Source organism: Photobacterium sp. R1, from assembly GCF_054600795.1.
This window is the reverse complement of sequence record NZ_BAAHZP010000006.1, coordinates 273,295-290,496: the sequence shown is the minus strand read 5'-3', so window position 1 is coordinate 290,496 and position 17,202 is coordinate 273,295. Positions and strand designations below refer to the sequence as shown.

Annotated in this window: 11 protein-coding genes; 5 read left to right on the top strand and 6 right to left on the bottom strand. The window is 52.9% G+C overall.

Annotation, left to right across the window (positions count from 1 at the left end):
- Positions 1 to 244: 244 nt before the first annotated feature.
- A complete protein-coding gene (locus ACYP03_RS12570; RefSeq protein WP_459780148.1) occupies positions 245 to 1,144 on the top strand; it encodes an NAD(P)-dependent oxidoreductase in 900 nt (299 codons plus the stop codon).
- 3 nt (positions 1,145 to 1,147) lie between these two features.
- Complete coding sequence (locus ACYP03_RS12565) at positions 1,148 to 1,930, top strand: sulfite exporter TauE/SafE family protein (RefSeq protein ID WP_459780147.1); 783 nt, start codon at positions 1,148 to 1,150, stop codon at positions 1,928 to 1,930.
- Positions 1,931 to 2,041: 111 nt separating this feature from the next.
- Here ACYP03_RS12565 and mukB read toward each other — a convergent pair whose 3' ends face one another.
- Genes mukB through cmoM form a run of 4 tightly spaced genes read right to left on the bottom strand, consistent with a single transcriptional unit; the run spans position 2,042 to position 9,392 of the window.
- On the bottom strand, positions 2,042 to 6,505 hold the full coding sequence (gene mukB / locus ACYP03_RS12560; RefSeq protein ID WP_459780145.1) for a chromosome partition protein MukB: 4,464 nt from the start codon (positions 6,503 to 6,505) through the stop codon (positions 2,042 to 2,044).
- On the bottom strand, positions 6,505 to 7,233 hold the full coding sequence (gene mukE / locus ACYP03_RS12555; protein ID WP_248140625.1) for a chromosome partition protein MukE: 729 nt from the start codon (positions 7,231 to 7,233) through the stop codon (positions 6,505 to 6,507). The genes mukB and mukE overlap by 1 nt, the downstream gene beginning before the upstream one ends.
- Positions 7,214 to 8,542, bottom strand: a complete 1,329-nt coding sequence (gene mukF / locus ACYP03_RS12550) for a chromosome partition protein MukF (protein WP_248140626.1) — start codon at positions 8,540 to 8,542, stop codon at positions 7,214 to 7,216. Before mukF ends, mukE begins: the two co-directional genes overlap by 20 nt.
- A gap of 55 nt (positions 8,543 to 8,597) precedes the next feature.
- Positions 8,598 to 9,392, bottom strand: coding sequence for a tRNA uridine 5-oxyacetic acid(34) methyltransferase CmoM (gene cmoM, locus ACYP03_RS12545; protein ID WP_248140627.1), 795 nt, complete (start codon positions 9,390 to 9,392; stop codon positions 8,598 to 8,600).
- 117 nt (positions 9,393 to 9,509) lie between these two features.
- On the opposite strand from cmoM, the gene elyC reads away from it, so the two are divergent.
- Entirely contained in the window at positions 9,510 to 10,322 is an 813-nt protein-coding gene (gene elyC / locus ACYP03_RS12540) for an envelope biogenesis factor ElyC (RefSeq protein ID WP_248140628.1), read from the top strand.
- 261 nt (positions 10,323 to 10,583) lie between these two features.
- Complete coding sequence (locus tag ACYP03_RS12535) at positions 10,584 to 11,972, top strand: L-cystine transporter (RefSeq protein ID WP_248140629.1); 1,389 nt, start codon at positions 10,584 to 10,586, stop codon at positions 11,970 to 11,972.
- A gap of 96 nt (positions 11,973 to 12,068) precedes the next feature.
- Here the strand turns inward: ACYP03_RS12535 and ACYP03_RS12530 are convergent, their stop codons facing one another.
- A complete protein-coding gene (locus tag ACYP03_RS12530) occupies positions 12,069 to 13,856 on the bottom strand; it encodes a sigma-54-dependent Fis family transcriptional regulator (RefSeq protein WP_459780141.1) in 1,788 nt (595 codons plus the stop codon).
- A 268-nt stretch (positions 13,857 to 14,124) separates the two neighbouring features.
- Here ACYP03_RS12530 and exaC point away from each other — a divergent pair, with 268 nt between their 5' ends.
- Entirely contained in the window at positions 14,125 to 15,645 is a 1,521-nt protein-coding gene (gene exaC / locus ACYP03_RS12525) for an acetaldehyde dehydrogenase ExaC (protein ID WP_459780139.1), read from the top strand.
- Between the two features lie 194 nt (positions 15,646 to 15,839).
- Here the strand turns inward: exaC and ACYP03_RS12520 are convergent, their stop codons facing one another.
- On the bottom strand, positions 15,840 to 17,033 hold the full coding sequence (locus ACYP03_RS12520; RefSeq protein ID WP_459780137.1) for a serine hydrolase domain-containing protein: 1,194 nt from the start codon (positions 17,031 to 17,033) through the stop codon (positions 15,840 to 15,842).
- Positions 17,034 to 17,202 lie beyond the last annotated feature (169 nt).

Here is a 17,202-nt window from a genome sequence, read left to right as displayed (position 1 = left end):
CATCTGATTTCAAAGCTCCTTAGTTTAATCACGATTAAAATAATTTGATACCCGCATATTGACATATGTCAATTGAATTCATTAAAGTCACCCCGTTGCGCAAATTACATCATGTCATGATCCAACAACGCCACATGCCGCTTTCATACAGTCAGGAACAGCTGAGGCTATTGTCAGTGCACTTGGGTTTGACATACATCATTTAAACCATATTGACCCAGAATCTGGGGGACGGGAGAGAATCATGGAAGGAAACAAAGTCGCATTTATCGGTTTAGGCGTGATGGGCTACCCAATGGCCGGGCATTTGTCCCGCGCCGGTCATCAGGTCACTGTGTATAACCGCACAGGCGAAAAAGCTGAGCACTGGACCCGGACATACGCCGGACAATCGGCTCAGACACCGAAGGAAGCAGCTCACAACAGCGATATGGTGTTTGTCTGTGGGGGTAATGATGACGATGTCCGGAGCGTTATCTATGGCGAGACCGGTGTACTCTCTTCAATGAAACCGGGCAGTATTTTAGTCGACCACACCACAACATCGGCTCATTTAGCCACTGAACTCGCCCGGGCCAGTAAAGAAAAAGGCGTCCATTTCATCGATGCACCGGTTTCCGGAGGTCAGGCGGGGGCTGAAAACGGCGCGCTCACGGTGATGTGCGGCGGTGAAGCCGCGGTTTATGGCCGGGTCGCTGAAGTGATCCGTGCCTACGCAAAACATGCTGTGCTGCTGGGTGGTCACGGACAGGGCCAGCGGTGCAAGATGGTGAACCAAATCTGTATTGCCGGTGTGCTGCAAGGTCTGAGCGAAGCCCTGCTGCTGGCAGAAAAGTCCGATCTGGATATCACGCAGGTCACCAGTGCACTGACGCAGGGGGCTGCAGGCTCCTGGCAAATGGCAAACCGTGCCGTCACCATGGCAGCGGATTCCTTCGACTTTGGCTTTGCCATTGACTGGATGCGCAAAGATCTGCTGATTTGTCTGGAAGAAGCTGAGCGCAACGGCCTGGCGCTGCCGATGACACAGGATGTGAATCAACGCTACCAGCAGCTGATCCAGCAGGGTCTGGGCCGCATGGATACCTCCGTCCTGATTCAGTCGTACAAAACCTCATCCGCCTCGGTTCATGAAGAGGGGTAACCAATGGATCTATTCCTGAACGACTTCTCTTTGTGGATCATTGGTGCTTTAATGCTCGCTGCACTGGCCGCCGGATTTATCGACAGCGTCGCTGGCGGCGGCGGGCTGATCCTTGTGCCTTCATTCATTCTTGCGGGTTTACCCCCGCAAGTCGCACTGGGCCAGGAGAAAATTGTCAGCACCTTAGGCACCATTGCAGCCATTCGTAACTTTGTGCAGAACCGGAAAGTCATCTGGACCGCAGTCGCCACCGGTATTCCTGCCGGGCTGATTGGCGCTTATGCCGGTGCACAGGCCATTTTATATTTTGATCCGAACACCATCGGCAAAATTATTCTCGCCATGTTACCGGTTGGGGTTCTCCTGTCCTTTCTCCCGAAAAAAGAGACCGTCGATGCTTCACAGCCGGTCAACGCAACCGTATTGCTGCTCGGTGTTCCGATCGTCGTCTTTATCATTGGTTTTTATGATGGTTTCTTCGGACCCGGGACAGGCAGTTTTTTGATTCTGGCGCTGCATTACATGCTCAGATTTGATTTGGTCTCTGCCTCAGCGACCTCGAAGCTGTTTAACTTTTCATCCAATATCGGCGCACTGATCGCCTTCATGATTTCAGGCAATGTGCTGTACCTGCTGGCTGTCCCCTTAGTGCTGATGAACCTGCTGGGTAATCATTTAGGCAGTGCATCCGCCATGAAATATGGTCCCGGGATGGTTCGCAAAACCTTGTCCCTGTCGCTCACGCTTTTGATGTGTTCTCTGGGATATAAGTTTCTGATGGCCTGATCCGCTGTCGGCACTGTCCCTCAAAATCATCTGTTCTGACCCCTGCCCTTTCAGGCATAAAAAAACCAGCATGTTTCCATGCTGGTTTTCTCACTTGCCGATGAAACCTGATCAGGCCGGATCCAGTTCCAGTTGCCGTCCGGTTTCCGCCTCAATGGTTTTTGGTTCCTGACCAAAACCACGCAGGCCGACGACATGGACGTGCTCACGATCTTTAAAGATCTTCCGCACCAGCTTGTAGGTCGTCCCCTTCTCCGGACTGATGTTTTCCGGTGCTGCAATCAGCAACTGCATGTCCAGACGTTCACACAGCTCGAACAGGGTGGCAATTGACTTAGCATCCAGACGTGCAGCCTCATCCAGGAACAGCAGACGGCACGGGATGATATCTTTCCCGCGCAGACGGCGGGCTTCTTCTTCCCAGCTCTGCACAACCATCAGCAGAATCGCCTGGCCTGTACCAATCGCTTCACCGGTCGACAGTGCACCCGACTCGGCCTGCAGCCAGCCATCCGTACCCCGGTTAACCTCGATGCTCAGCTCAAGATAATTCCGGTAATCCAGCAGCTCTTCACCCAAGGTCTGCGGCGAACGCTGACCCATATCAATATGCGGGTTCAGACGCTGGAACAGCTTGGCAATTGCTTCAGAGAACGTGAGTCGGTTATTTCCGAACAGATCCTGATGCTGCTCCTGCTGCTCAGACAAACCCGCCAGCAATGCTTCGTGAGTTTCGCGGACATTGACGTTCAGACGCACGCCTTTCACCTGACCAAAGCTGATATTCTGCAGGCCCTGGTTCAGCATCTTGATCCGGTTCTGCTCACGCATGATGGTCTTGCGGATAATGTTCGCCACGCTATCTGAACTGATCGCCAGACGTTTTTCACGGGCAGTCAGCTCTTCCGTCAGACGCGCCAGTTCCACTTCCATCTCTTCGATGGCTTCCACCGGATCATCGGTACGGATAATGTCGTGACGGATCCGCTCACGCAGGTGCTGATACACGGCAATATAGAAGAGGACCTTACGCTCCGGACGGGAAACATCTTCCGACTGACGCAGCGCATCGCGCAGGGTCTCATTATCCGAAACGGCCAGACGCAGTGCACCCAATGCTTTATCCGACAGCGAACGCAGCTCATCGGCACTCATGTACGCCATTTCACGGCGGTGCAGACGACGTTCGACATCGCTTTCACGAGCCAGACGCAGGACCGCACACCAGCCCGCTTTAGTGTTCACCACCAGCGTACGCAGGTCGGCATAGTCTTTCTCGACCTTCCGCAGACGCTTCACCAGCCCGCGCATTTCCAGTTCCAGCGAAGTGGTCGCTTTTTCCAGTTCACTGCGACGGTTGCGTGAGCTGTGCAGGCGCTCGTGCAGTTCGTCACGGCGCAGACGGGCGCGTTCTTCCGCTTCCACATCCGCACGGACACCCAGTTCCTGCAGTTCTCGTTCAAATTCCTGAACCGTCTCCAGCTTCGCCTGATGCGAACTCTTCAGCGAGGCCAGCAACTGGTTGTACTGGTTATTCTGCGTCTGCGACTGCTTCAGGTTTTCACGCTGACGCGTCCGTTCACGTTCTGCCGCTTCCAGTTTCGATTTGAGCTGCTCGTTCAGCTCAGAGCTCTTGCTCAGCAGCTCAACCGCGTCGGCATAGCCAAAGTGGTGACGGCGCTCAACCAGATCAGACAGGGCAAAGATCTGACTCTTCAGCGTTTGCAGGGCCTGATCGGCTTCCTGGTATTCGCTCTGCATCGCATCGAAACGCTCCGGGTCAGCATCCAGTGCAGACACCAGACCTTCCAGTTCATCCAGCGCTTTACCGTGACGCTCCAGATAATGACGTGCTTCGTCGATTTGAGACAGTTGCTGCTCAACCTCTTCCAGTCGTGCTGCCAGTGTGTCATCTTCCAGCATGCCAACGACAGGCTGCAGTTTCGCCAGCAGAGACAGACCTTCACGCGCTGCCGTCAGCTGACTGCGCTGCTGCTGTTCGGTCGCTTCGGTATCACCCAGCTGACGCTGAATCTGGTTCCGTTGCTCGCGGGCGACGCGAATGGCTTCTTCCGGATCCGCATCAAAAGCGACGGCCAGATGACTGGCAACAAAGGCATTAAAGCTCTGATATAAACGCTGCAGTTTCTGTGCATCAAAGGATGCCTTGGCGTGATCTTCAACAACCTGATCCCGTTCTTCACGCAGTATTTCCAGACGCTGTTCACGGGCCGCGCGGCCAAACAACGGGACTTTCGGGAAACGTGAATAACGCAACTGTTGTTCGTTCAGCTGAACACAGACGGCGCCTTCCAGCTCATCAACCACAAAGCTGCTGTCGTCAAACGAGTCGGCATCCCCTTCGATGATATAAAGATCATCCGGGCAGTCATCCAGCTCCGCCAGTTTTTCTCGCACCGCCTGCAGATCCTGAACAACGATCGCATGACGGGCCGGGCCATACATGGCACTGAAATACGGCGCATCATCAATAGTAATGTCATCATAAATTTCAGACAGCAGAGTGCCGCCAAGCACTTCCGCAATCACACGCAAACGTGAGTCATCACTCCCGCCCGGCAGCGCCAGACGCTCGATTTCATGCTCAACGTCCTGCTTGCGGATCGCCAGTTTGTCACGGGTATGAATCGCTTCACGCTCGGCTTCCAGCGTCTGATGCATGGCTGTCATCACCGCCTGACTGTCATACAGATCCTGACCGGACTGCTCCGCCAGTTTTTCCAGCGCATCACTGGCTGCAATCCAGGCTGGTGCCTTGCCTTCCAGCTCTGTCATTTGCTGGGATAGCTGCTGCTCCTGACGGCGCAGTTCACTGCGTTTTTCCACCAGTTCAGACTGGTTTTGTTCCAGACTTTCCAGCGTGGCTTCGTGACGGGCCTGTTCTTCTGCCAGTGCAAGTTCACTGTCCAGTTCAACCGCAAAGCGTTTGGTATAGGTATCAGCCAGCTCCTGCGCCTGACGCTGGTGTCGCATATTGCGTTCCAGATCGCGGTATTGCGCACTCAGCTGCTCGCTGCGCTGGGCAATCATGCGCATCTCACGGCCGGTAGCCAGCAATTCACGGGCTTTCTGACCGGCTGAAGCGCGATCCACGGCACCGGCAATGGTGATCACCAGTTGCAGACCTTTCTCAAACTGCTGTGCCGCAGCCGCTGACATATCCAGTTTGTGTTTCAGCGCCAGCAGAGCGGTCGTTTTCCCCTCTTGCTGCTGCTTTAAATGGCTCAGCAGTTCATTGGCATTGTCTTTATCCAGCTCAGTATCGCCGGTATTCGCGCGGGCTTTCTCCAGTGCTTGAACCGCCTGCTGATATTGAAGTGCACGGGTTTGCTGCGTGTCCAGCGCCTGCTGGTAATCGGCCAGCTGAGACTTCAGGCTGTCCACTTCTTCTTCACTCAGCATGGCCTGTTCTTCGACCATCTCCAGCTGCTCTGCCGCTTCCTCGACAATCATCACCTGCTCTTCCAGGCGTTCTGTCAGCTCGAGCAGATCGTCACGATAGCGCTCAATTTTTTCCTGCTGACGAACCGCCGTCTGAACCAGTTGCAGGTGGTCAGAAGCGGCCTGATGATCCTGCTCCAGCGCACTCTCGTTGTCTTTCAGCTCGTCCAGTTCCTGCGACATATTGCTGAACACCAGCTGCTGATCAATCAGCGTATTGCGAGAACCCAGCAGTTCGCCACGCAGGTTCAGCGTCTGCTCCAGTTTGGAGCGGCGCTCATTGGCATGACGCATATAGTCCGCGGCAACATAGTTGGTTGCTTCGGTGATTAGGTGCTTGAACAGATCGCGGTCATTCTGAGTGACTTTGATCGCTTCCAGTGTCATGCGGTTTTCACGCAGCGCCGCTTCCATATCCTGGAATGCTTTTTTCACGCCGGAGTTATGCGGCAGCAGGTAGTCGCGCAGAGAACGGGTAATTGCACTGGAAATACCGCCGTACAGAGAGGCTTCAATCAGACGGTAGAATTTTGAGCGATCCGTGCTGTTGCGCAGTTTCTTCGGCAGCACACCAAACTCAAACATCTGAGTGTGATAGTCCGTAACTGAGCTGAAGGTTTTAAACTGCACGCCTTCATACTGAGAAACCGCGTCTTTCACTTCATTGAGTTGACGGATCCGCGCCTGATTCTCAGACAGGGTTTCCATCAGCACATCCGTTGGTTTCACCGCTGCCGGCAGCCCCTGAATCAGGAAAGGTTTGATATCGACTTTCTTATCCCGGCCCGCGACCTGTTGCAGCTTCACTGCAAAAATCACACGCTGGTTTTTCGAGTTCACCACGTCCAGCGCTGAATAACAGGCACCCGGCTTCAGCTTACCGTGCAGACCTTTGTCACGAGAGGCAGACGAGCTGCCCGCTTCTGTAGTATTCCGGAAATGCAGCAGGCTCTGATCCGGGATCAGAGACGTGATAAAAGCGGCCATGGTGGTGGATTTACCCGCACCGTTACCGCCGGAAAGTGTGGTCACCAGTTGGTCAATATCAAAGGTACGGGCAAAGAAGCCGTTCCAGTTGACCATGGTCAGAGACTGATACTTACCGCGCTCCATCAGGCTTGCTCCTCCTGCTCCGTTTGTTCTTCGCTTTCTGAATCCTCGCCCTGCATTTCATCAATCAGGCTGGATTGTGTTGGTGGCTGCTGATGCACCACGGCTTCACCGTCGCGGATCAGGCGCAGCTGGGCTTCACGAATGTCTTCGCTAGTCCGCACATCCGCACCAAAGCGGAATACGGCTTCGCTAATCCGGAATTTACCGGAATCACCCAGCATAATGACCATCCCCAGACGACGCATACGGCGCAGAGAGGTTTTGACTTTGTCGAACAGCTTTTCGCGATCCAGGTCTGAACCCGTGGCACGGTTGGTCACCAGCTTCATCAGCTTCTTTTCATCTGCCAGTGACAGAAGTTCATCAAAGAGTTCCTGATTGGTGAAGATGCCTTCATGCGCCAGTCGTTCCGGGCTCAGGTACAGGAAACACAGGACCTTGCCCACCAGCATATCCAGTTCAGACAAAACCGATCGGCTGATCAGAGATGTTGAGCGCGGACGCAGGTAAAAGAAACCTTCCGGTGCGCGCACCAGTTCCGCGTTATAGCGCTTGTAGAACAGCATCAGGTCCTGCTCGAATTCCAGCAGGAACGCATGGTTATCCAGATCTTCGCTGGAAACATGACGACCAGAGCGCAGGGCGTTATCCAGTGCCGGAAACAATGGATTGGCGATGGCCTTTGCCAGATTCTCTGGCATAAATTCTTCAATATTTGTCAATGACATTGGCTTGTACCTTGGCTCCGTAGTCGTTGATCAGTTCCCAGTCAGGCTGGATGGCGGTGAAGTCAGACTCTGAATAGCCTAACCTCACGGCCTGATCGACAATAATACGAGCTAAATCAAAATGTTGAGCATGCGGATGCTGGGCCAGATACTCCCGGATCACAGAACCCAGATTGATCGCAGTTCCCTGTGATTTATGGATATCCAGCATGGCGGCAATTTTTTCAGAGAGCTGATCATTGACCTGACTCAGTTCTTCAAATTCCACCGAATCAGGGACGATCCCGGTCACTTCGTCATCACGCAGGACCAGTTCCTCATCACGCATATCCAGCAGACGCTCAGCGTCCGCATAAGTCAGCTGCCAGGGCGCATCAAAAAATTCTGCGACAGACTGGCGCAGGCGCTGACTGAAGGCCCTGTTTTTATCCATATCGATGGCGGTACGGATGAACTTATGCACGTGACGGTCATATCCGATCCACAGGTCAATCGCCTGCTGACCCCAATTAATAATGCGGTCCAGCTTGGCCTGCAGGGAATACACCATGCCGTCGATATACGCCAGATCCAGCTCAGGTTCGGAAACGACCGCATCCTGAATGGCCAGAAGCTGAGTTTGCAGCTGGTCTCCCGCCGCCTGAAGGGTATCCTGCAGTTCACGCAGGGTGCTGGAGGTTTCATTCAGCAGACTTTCACAGTTCGTAATCGCCGCGCGCCAGTCCTGATTCAGCAGCTCAGCAATGTCTTGTTTGACCTGCTGCTGTTGCTCGTCCATGGTGCGCTGGTTGAGATCAATCCGATCGAAAATCTCAGCGACTGAATATTTCAGCACCGCATAAACGTTCAGTTTCCAGTGCTTGTCATCGCCGCCTTCATGGGCCGCGACCGCTGCCTTGTTCAATTCATCGGCCACCATGGCAAGCTGAATCGACAGCTTCATCGATGAAAACTCACGATGGCGTGAGTAATAATCGGCAATCCCCAGCGCCAGCGGACTGAGCCGGTAAATATTTGCACCTTCGGTCATTTCGCTGGTAAAACGGGAAATCAAACGCTGACGTACCAGCTCATTGATTGCATTGTTGGCACGAAACACCAGGGTGTCTTTCGACTGGTCAAACAGATCGCTCACAATTTTGAACGCATCAACCAGTTCACCTTCCCCCAGCTCTTCATCCAGGCGCTCGCCGCTCAATACAGCAACCGCCAGTAAAAATGCCAGCCTTTCCGTGGACAGGTTCAGGGCGAATTCATGCTGTTTCACCCACGTCACCAGCTCAGGAACGGTCTGGGATTGGTCACTCATCCGTTGTCCTTATTTGTTAGATTTATTGCATGCAACAGACAAAGAAGTCATTTGCTTACTGCAACGGCTTTTGGGCGTAAACGTGAATATAGCGCCCCAACGATAAATACGGTTCCTGACGGCAGATTTTCTGCTCCATCGCCAGCAATTGTTCCAGACTGAATTCACCGACACGGCTGGTCCGCATATAGTCGTGAAAAGTCCGCACACCGGTTTTGCCTAAAATGTTAAAACCGCCTTCCGTGAGCCAGGCATACACCTCTTCAGGCTTCTGTGCCGATTGCGGCTGAAGCTTAAATCGTTTTCGGTGAGGCATGCCCTGTTCAACATGGGTCAGGTTGCCGCAAATCAGGTTCTTAAACATCAGGCCGTTATAGTTGTAAAACATCACGGAGATGATCCCGCCCGGTTTGACCTGATTCATCAGCGTTTCCAGCGCTGCGCGCGGGTCTGTCAGCCATTCCATCACGGCATGGAACAGAATCAAATCAACAGGCTCGTCCAGATATTCATCGATCTGCTGTACCGGACAGTGAACCAGTCGATATTGCTCAAGCAAGCCATTTTTAGCAATTTCCTCGCGGGCCAGTTTCAGCATTTCTCCAGAAAGATCACATAAAGTAATCCGGTGACCCAGTTTCGCAATCAACTGCGAGAGCTGCCCCATGCCACCACCGGCATCCAGAACGTGCAATGATGCTCCCTGACTGGCCGAAGCCACGTCAAGGGTATGTAAAATCTGCTCCAAATCTTGCCATACGACAGTCTGACGGATCAGCCCTTTTGCTGTACCGTAGATGTTTTCTGAGAACTTTTGGGCTAAATCATCAAAATTTCGGTCTCTGATCACGTCAGTTTTCGTTATGATAGCGTTCTTGTCAGACGCTTATTGTGTCACAAGCTTTAGAGGAATAAAGGCTTGGAGCACGTTTTCAAGCTCAATTGCTGAAATTTCGGACGACCTGATATGTTTGAACTGAAAAAAATCTTGTCGGCTTTTCTGATGCCTCTGCCACTGCTGCTGATTATCGGTGTTACCGGTCTGATGGTACTTTGGTTTACACGCCGACAGAAACTGGCCTCCTGGCTGCTGAGCATCTCCCTGCTGGGTATTTTCCTGGTAGCATTCCAGCCTATCTCGACCCATCTGCTCAGACCGCTGGAGCGAGAATACAAAGGCTATATTCCATCCGGACAACCGGTCGACTACATCATGGTGCTGGGCAACAGTCATGTGGTCGACAAAGAGTTACCGATGACCTCGGAACTGTCCCGCGCTTCTCTGATGCGTCTGGCAGAAGCAATCCGCATTCACAACCTCTCTCCGGGCTCTAAAATTATCCTCTCCGGGTATGACGGCGGAACGGAGATCAGCCAGGCACGGATGATGGCGAAAGTCGCAACGGCTCTGGGCGTGAACAAACTGGACGTCCTGCTGCTTGAAACGGCCAAAGATACCTGGGAAGAAGCCTTCCAGGCCGCTTCGGTGGTCGGGAAACGAAGCCTGGTTCTGGTGACCTCTGCCAGTCACATGCCGCGCGCTATCACAGAATTTAAACTGGCAGGCCTGGACCCGATTCCGGCCCCGACCAATTTTCTGGCCAGCAATAAAATTCACCAGCCATGGCTGAAGTACGCGCCGAAAGCACAGTACCTCGAGCAGACCGAACGCTTCTGGCATGAAACCCTCGGCCAGTGGTGGCAAAAACTGCGTGACATGGCCGACAGCGCCGGTCCCGTGAATGTGGTTCAGCCTGTCTCTGAAGACACGACCGCCTGATCCCTTCAGCCCGACCAACTCACAGCCAGGTACTTCCTGGCTGCTCCTACCCAAAAAAGCGCTTTTTTACTTCAACTTGAACATGAATGCATCCATATTCTGTTTGGTTTTAACATGTTCCATTTTTGAATAGTCAAAGTAATGAGCAGCCATTTCTTCTGCGTCGCTTAATCCCTATGATGCAGGAAAATTTTATACAGTTCTGCGCACTGCCCTGTGCGACATTCCATACAGACTGAACCCCTTTAAGTAGAGAGAAATATGTATCTGGTCATCAATCTGGCGATTTTTGCACTGCTGATCGCCTTGCTGGTTCAACAGCAGAAACGTGAGCAAACACTGTCCAAACGTGTGTTCACTGGCCTTGGGCTGGGTGTTGTGTTTGGTGCTGCACTGCAGTTTTTCTATGGTGAAGGGAATGACACCATCGCCACAACGCTGAAATATGTCGGCATTGTTGGTTCTGGTTATGTCAGCCTGCTGAAAATGATTGTGATGCCGCTGATCATGGTTTCCATTATTGCAGCCATTGTGAAAGTGAAAAACGCAGGCTCACTGGGCAAAATTGCCGGTCTGAGCATTGGTATCCTGCTGGCAACGACAGCGGCCTCTGCGCTGATTGGTATTCTGGTCAGCAACCTGTTTGGCCTGAGTGCCGAAGGCATTGTTCAGGGTGCCCGTGAAATTGCGCGTGGCGAAGCATTGCAAACGCGCCTGACATCAGTTGAAACGCTGTCCCTGGCGGACATGATTATTTCTTTCTTCCCGGCCAACCCGTTTGCTGATCTCGCGGGTAGCCGCCCGACATCCACCATCGCAGTCGTAATTTTCTCGGCTTTTGTTGGTGTTGCCAGCCTGACGGTTATCCGCACGCAGCCGGAACTGGGCAAGAGCCTGGAAACATTCGTCAATGTGGCACAGGAAGTGGTCCGGACGCTGGTACGTATGGTACTGGCGCTCACCCCGTATGGCGTGCTGGCCCTGATGACCAAAGTGGTTGCCGGTTCTAACTACAGCGACATCCTGAACCTGCTGAACTTTGTCGTTGCCTCCTACGTCGGTCTGGGACTGATCCTGGTGATGCACCTGCTGCTGGTGTCCGGCATTGGTGTCAACCCGATCCGCTTCCTGAAAAAGATTCTGCCAGTCCTGACATTCGCGTTCACTTCCCGTTCCAGTGCAGGCACCCTGCCCCTGAACATTGAAACGCAGGTCAAAAAACTGGGGAATGGCGAAGCTGTTTCAAACTTCTCGGCTTCATTCGGTGCCACCATGGGCCAGAACGGCTGTGCCGGTCTTTATCCTGCCATGCTGGCTGTGATGATTGCGCCAACCATCGGCATCAATCCGATGGATCCTGGCTTCATGCTGACGCTGATCGCAATCGTCACCATCAGCTCATTCGGTATTGCCGGTGTAGGCGGCGGCGCGACTTTTGCTGCACTGATTGTTCTGTCCGCGCTGGATATGCCGGTTGCACTGGCTGGCCTGCTGATTTCAATCGAACCCCTGATTGATATGGGCCGTACCGCCGTGAACGTGAGCGGTTCGATGACTGCCGGCACAATCACCTCCCGGGTACTGGGTCAGGCTGACCACAGCGTTTTCGAGCAGGATGAAGAAATCAGCGGTGAGCGCGTCAACGCTTAACGCTCAGAGCATGCTCTGAAACCTCCCCCTGAGAACGAAACAGCCCGGTCATTTGGCCGGGCTGTTTCTTGTCTGGCGTTTCTTTTTTGTCACTGACTACACCTGAATACCCAGCTTACGCAGACGGCGATACAGGGTATTGCGGCTGATACCCAATATCTTTGCAGTCCGGGAAATATTGCCGTGATTGGCCTGATAGGTTTCCAGTAAAGTGCCCGAAATTGCAGCTTCGAGTTTTTTCGTCTGCTGACGGGCATGACTTGTATTAGCCGCAGATGGTAATTGAGTCGCGAAATGCTGCGGTAAATGTGCCAAAGTCAGAACCGGCTCGCCTTCTGCCAGCGCTGCGGCCACTTTCAGCATATTGTCCAGTTCTCGAATATTCCCGGGCCAATGATATCCGGCCAGCCGGTCTGATAACTCAGAGCAAATCTGCAAGGTCGTATCACTGTATTGCAGCAAAATCGCCTCGATCAGTTCGGCTTTGTCCTGCCGCTCCCGCAATGGCGGTAAACTGAGAATCAAGCCATTGAGCCGGTAATACAAATCTTCCCGAAACTGCCCTTCTGAAACCGCTTGGGCCAGGTCTTTATGGGTCGCGGCAATAATCCGGATGTCCACTTTCACAGACTGGGTTGCCCCCACTGGCATCACTTCTTTTTCCTGCAAAACATGCAGCAGGCGGGTTTGGGCGGATAAGGGCAATTCAGCAATTTCATCCAGAAACAAAATCCCCTGATCCGCCTGCCGGATCCGTCCTTGCTGCCCCTGTCGGCTGGCACCGGTAAAAGCGCCTGGCACATACCCAAACAACTCAGACTCAATCAGATTTTGCGGCAGCGCGCCACAGTTCACGGAAACCAGAGGGGCATGCCGTCTGGCACTGTGCTGATGGAGCTGTTTGACGAACTCCCCTTTCCCGACACCGGTTTCACCCAGCACCAACAAGTTAACGTCTTTATCAATCAGTTTACAGGCTTGCTGCCAGGCCAGTTCAACCCGGTCATCACCATGATGCAACGGGCAGGCCGGTGACCATAACTGACGAGATGAGATGCTGTTTTTTTTCTGTGCCGGTTTCATCATTTTCCGCTGAAAAACCAGTGGCTGGGCATGCCGGGTACTCCGCCGGGACGCCACCAGCGCATCAATATCACGGCCCAGCACAGGACGTTGACCCAGCAAGCGCTCGGCAACACTGTTATAAGCCAGAATCTTCCCTTGTTCATTGGCCACCAGAATGCCCTGCCAGCCGGTGTGCAACAAAGTCTGATCGCACGCCAGATCAATGCGTATGCTGGCTTCCGGCAACTGACACAACAACATATTTTCCACTTGTTGCACCATATGCTGAACAAACAGCCGGGTCTGGTCGGAGTGCACCTGCTGTTCGCTGGTAATATCCAGCACCCCAATCAGCTCACCAGACGGACTGAAAACCGGCCCTGCCGAGCAACTGATAAAACGGTGCTGGCGAATGAAATGCTGATCACCGACCACAGTAATGAACTGTTTTTCGGTGAGTGCATTGCCGATGGCATTCGTCCCTTTCAACCGCTCTTGCCAGCACACACCGGACTCAAGCGCAATGCCGGTTAATCGCTGCTCGAATCGGGACTGCCCCCAGGACTTGATAATCACCCCTTCGGTGTCGCCCAGCAGCAACCGGCTGTTGGTTCCGGCAAAAACCTGATTGAACAATGGCACCGCCTTATGTTCGACGGCTGCAATCAAATCAGCAGCATCTGAGCGACGCTCATCCAGCTGTGTGTGTTCCAGACGGATATTTTCAGGCAGTTGGCTCTCTCTCAGCCCGGCAATCTGGCATCGGTGCCATGATTCGGACAGCCAGTCGGCGGGATCCCGGCTTGCAAGTGTCGGCATGATCAAGTGTTCCATTTTGGGACAGTGTTCCATCCCTCTCTGAGAAAGAATGGAACACTGGCAGCGGACAACAGTTCAGCGCCCTAAGCGGCACCGTTTTTAATAATATTTGATTCATCATAGCTTTACATTTATTTAACAACAAGCCCGCCGCGTTGGCCCGCAACTTGCGTTGTGAATCGGGAAAGCAAACATCACTCTTTTGTCTATCGCATTGAAAAGACGGGTGATTCGTCAAGGTTTGAAACCACAGGAAAAGGATATTGCTATGATCTACGCTCAACCGGGTTCCGCTGACGCGCTCATCCAATTCAAATCCCATTACGACAATTACATTGGCGGTGCATGGGTCAAACCTGTCTCCGGCCAATACTTCGACAATGTGTCACCGGTCAATGGCAAGGCCTATTGTCAGGTTGCCCGTTCCGGTGCGGCCGATATTGAACTGGCTCTGGATGCGGCCCATGAAGCGCGTGCCAAATGGGCCGCGACCAGTGTGACCGAGCGTTCCAATATTCTGCTGAAAATTGCCGACCGAATTGAAGCCAACCTCGAAATGCTGGCCATTGCTGAGTGCTGGGAAAACGGCAAACCCATACGTGAAACACTGGCAGCTGATCTGCCGCTGGTCGTCGATCATTTCCGTTACTTCGCCGGTTGTATCCGGGCACAGGAAGGCACCGCCGCTGAATTAGATGCCAACACCGCCAGCTACCATTTTCCGGAACCTGTGGGCGTGGTCGGCCAGATTATTCCCTGGAACTTCCCGATGCTGATGGCCGCGTGGAAGCTGGCACCAGCCATGGCCGCCGGATGCTGTGTGGTTCTGAAGCCCGCCGAACAGACGCCAACCTCCATTCTGGTGCTGCTGGAAACCATCGGTGACTTGATTCCGGCCGGTGTCGTGAACGTCGTCAACGGCTTCGGCAGCGAAGCCGGTCAGGCACTGGCAACCAGCAAACGCATCGCCAAGCTGGCCTTTACCGGTTCGACGGATGTGGGTCATCACATTCTGAAATGCGCCGCAGAAAACCTGATCCCGTCCACCGTTGAGCTGGGCGGGAAATCACCGAATGTTTACTTTGAAGACATTTTCGATCACGAAGATGCCTATCTGGATAAATGTGTCGAAGGTTTGCTGCTGGCCTTCTTCAATCAGGGAGAAGTCTGCACCTGTCCGAGCCGGGTTCTGGTGCAGGAATCGGTTTACGACAAGTTCATCACCAAAGTCATTGAACGAGCCAGCACCATTAAACAGGGGAACCCTCTGGATACCGACACTCAGGTCGGCGCGCAGGCATCTCAGGAGCAGTTCGACAAAATCCTGAGCTATCTCGAAATCGGCCGTCAGGAAGGTGCTGAAGTCTTACTGGGCGGTGATGTGGCAGTGCAGTCCGGAGAGATTGCATCCGGCTATTACATCGCACCGACCATGCTGAAAGGTCACAATAAAATGCGGGTGTTTCAGGAAGAAATCTTCGGCCCTGTGATTGCAATAACCACTTTCAAAGATGAAGCCGAGGCGCTGGCGATTGCCAATGACACCGAATACGGCTTAGGGGCCGGGGTGTGGACCCGGGACGCCAACCGCGCTTATCGCATGGGCCGGCAAATCGAAGCTGGCCGGATCTGGGTCAACTGCTACCACGCCTACCCCGCTCATGCAGCCTTTGGCGGCTATAAGAAATCCGGGATTGGCCGTGAAACCCACAAGATGATGCTGGATCACTATCAGAACACCAAAAACCTGCTGGTGAGCTACGATGTGAATCCGCTGGGTTTCTTCTGATACCGGAAGATTCATATCAACCCAAACGCGACCGGAGGCAATACGCCTCCGGGATTGAATGAAATTCAGGACAATTTCCGGCTAGAACTTCTTCAGCATTTTCACCAGCTGATCGAGCAACGCGGCACGCTTTCTGAAATCTATAAAGAAGTTATTCAGCAACAAAACCAGCCCATCACCAGAATAAGGATCAATCATGACCCGGGATAAAATTCCCGGTCCGCCGCCGTCATGTCCCCAAAAACTTCATTCCTGCCCCATGGGAATCGAAACCATCCCAGGCCAATAGCACTCCCGGTGAGTGGATCCAGACGCTGCATTTGCCATAATTGCTGCATGGTCTCCACTTTGAGTAAAGGCTGTGCCGCATGATTAGAAGGCAGAAAAGCACACAGAAAAGAGACCAGTGATACTGTTGAACTCCCGAGCAAGCCCGCAGCATTAAATGGCGAATCATATTCACATTGGGTAAAGGCATAATAGGCTTCGTCACGATTCATCTGTACTTCGACAGAACTCAGGTAACCTTTCTCTCTCATGGTATTGGTATAGACCGCCATGACAGGTGGCCGCGGGCTACGCTTCGCTTCGTAAGGTGTTATCAGCCGTTGTTGATCCAAGGTACTCGTAGTCCACGCCATGTCTGTGGCCGAGATGGGTTCAAAAATAAAACGACGAGTATAGAATTCAAAAGACATCTGGCTGACCTGCTCAATGAGGTATGCCGCCACCATCGCATTCAGATTTGAGTAGCCGGAAATCACACCCAGTGGATCTGCAGTCAACTGTGGGAAATCACCGGGCCGATAGGGATCAAACACTTTTTTCAGATCGGTTTTCAAACCGTCCGGGGCAATGTTTGTGTCGACCCAATCCTTTAATGTCCCTCCTTCTGCCGAGCAGAAAAAATCGGCCATACTGTCCGGCGCTGACGTCATCCTTCGAGTCGACAAAGAAGAACTGTGCGTGAGCAGATGATAAGGCGTAATCGGTGTTTCCGGATAATCAGGATTTCTCAACGGAAAGCCAAAATAACCACTGACATCACCATGCAGATCAACCTTGCCGTTTTCCACCAGTTGCATCAAGGCTGTCCAGGTGATCAATTTAGAGACTGAACCCAGTGACGGCCAGATACTATCCAGCGTTGCAGGCACGCCGCTATCCAAGTTTTGATAACCAAAACCTTTTCCCCAAACCATCTGGCCATTTTTGATCAAAGCGGCGCTAATTGATGCGGCAGGCAGATCCGTTAAAGCATCATTGAACATGTTGTCCAAAGCCTCCTTCGGCGTTTGCCCGGCATTGAGCCACCACGCGCCTGTGGCACCCGAAACACCGGTAATCACAGCACCTTTCAGTAAACCTCTCCGAGAAATCTTTTCCATCGTTAACCTGCATTAGTCGCCATATGAAGCGTCAGATTTGGGTAAAGCATCGGAGCAATTACAAGTCCAACACCGCCGCCTGATAAGCAACTTATTTTATAACGAATAAAAAGGAGAAATCTGCACAATGAGTTACTGATATAAAATCAGTTGCTAAGAATGGTTGTAT

Excerpts from the sequence above, each read along its gene's own strand:
- ACYP03_RS12570 (WP_459780148.1), top strand. The coding sequence starts at position 245 with ATGGAAGGAAACAAAGTCGCATTTATCGGTTTAGGCGTGATGGGCTAC.
- ACYP03_RS12565 (WP_459780147.1), top strand. The coding sequence starts at position 1,148 with ATGGATCTATTCCTGAACGACTTCTCTTTGTGGATCATTGGTGCTTTA.
- mukB (WP_459780145.1), bottom strand. The coding sequence starts at position 6,505 with ATGGAGCGCGGTAAGTATCAGTCTCTGACCATGGTCAACTGGAACGGC.
- mukE (WP_248140625.1), bottom strand. The coding sequence starts at position 7,233 with ATGTCATTGACAAATATTGAAGAATTTATGCCAGAGAATCTGGCAAAG.
- mukF (WP_248140626.1), bottom strand. The coding sequence starts at position 8,542 with ATGAGTGACCAATCCCAGACCGTTCCTGAGCTGGTGACGTGGGTGAAA.
- elyC (WP_248140628.1), top strand. The coding sequence starts at position 9,510 with ATGTTTGAACTGAAAAAAATCTTGTCGGCTTTTCTGATGCCTCTGCCA.
- ACYP03_RS12535 (WP_248140629.1), top strand. The coding sequence starts at position 10,584 with ATGTATCTGGTCATCAATCTGGCGATTTTTGCACTGCTGATCGCCTTG.
- ACYP03_RS12530 (WP_459780141.1), bottom strand. The coding sequence starts at position 13,856 with ATGCCGACACTTGCAAGCCGGGATCCCGCCGACTGGCTGTCCGAATCA.
- exaC (WP_459780139.1), top strand. The coding sequence starts at position 14,125 with ATGATCTACGCTCAACCGGGTTCCGCTGACGCGCTCATCCAATTCAAA.
- ACYP03_RS12520 (WP_459780137.1), bottom strand. The coding sequence starts at position 17,033 with ATGGAAAAGATTTCTCGGAGAGGTTTACTGAAAGGTGCTGTGATTACC.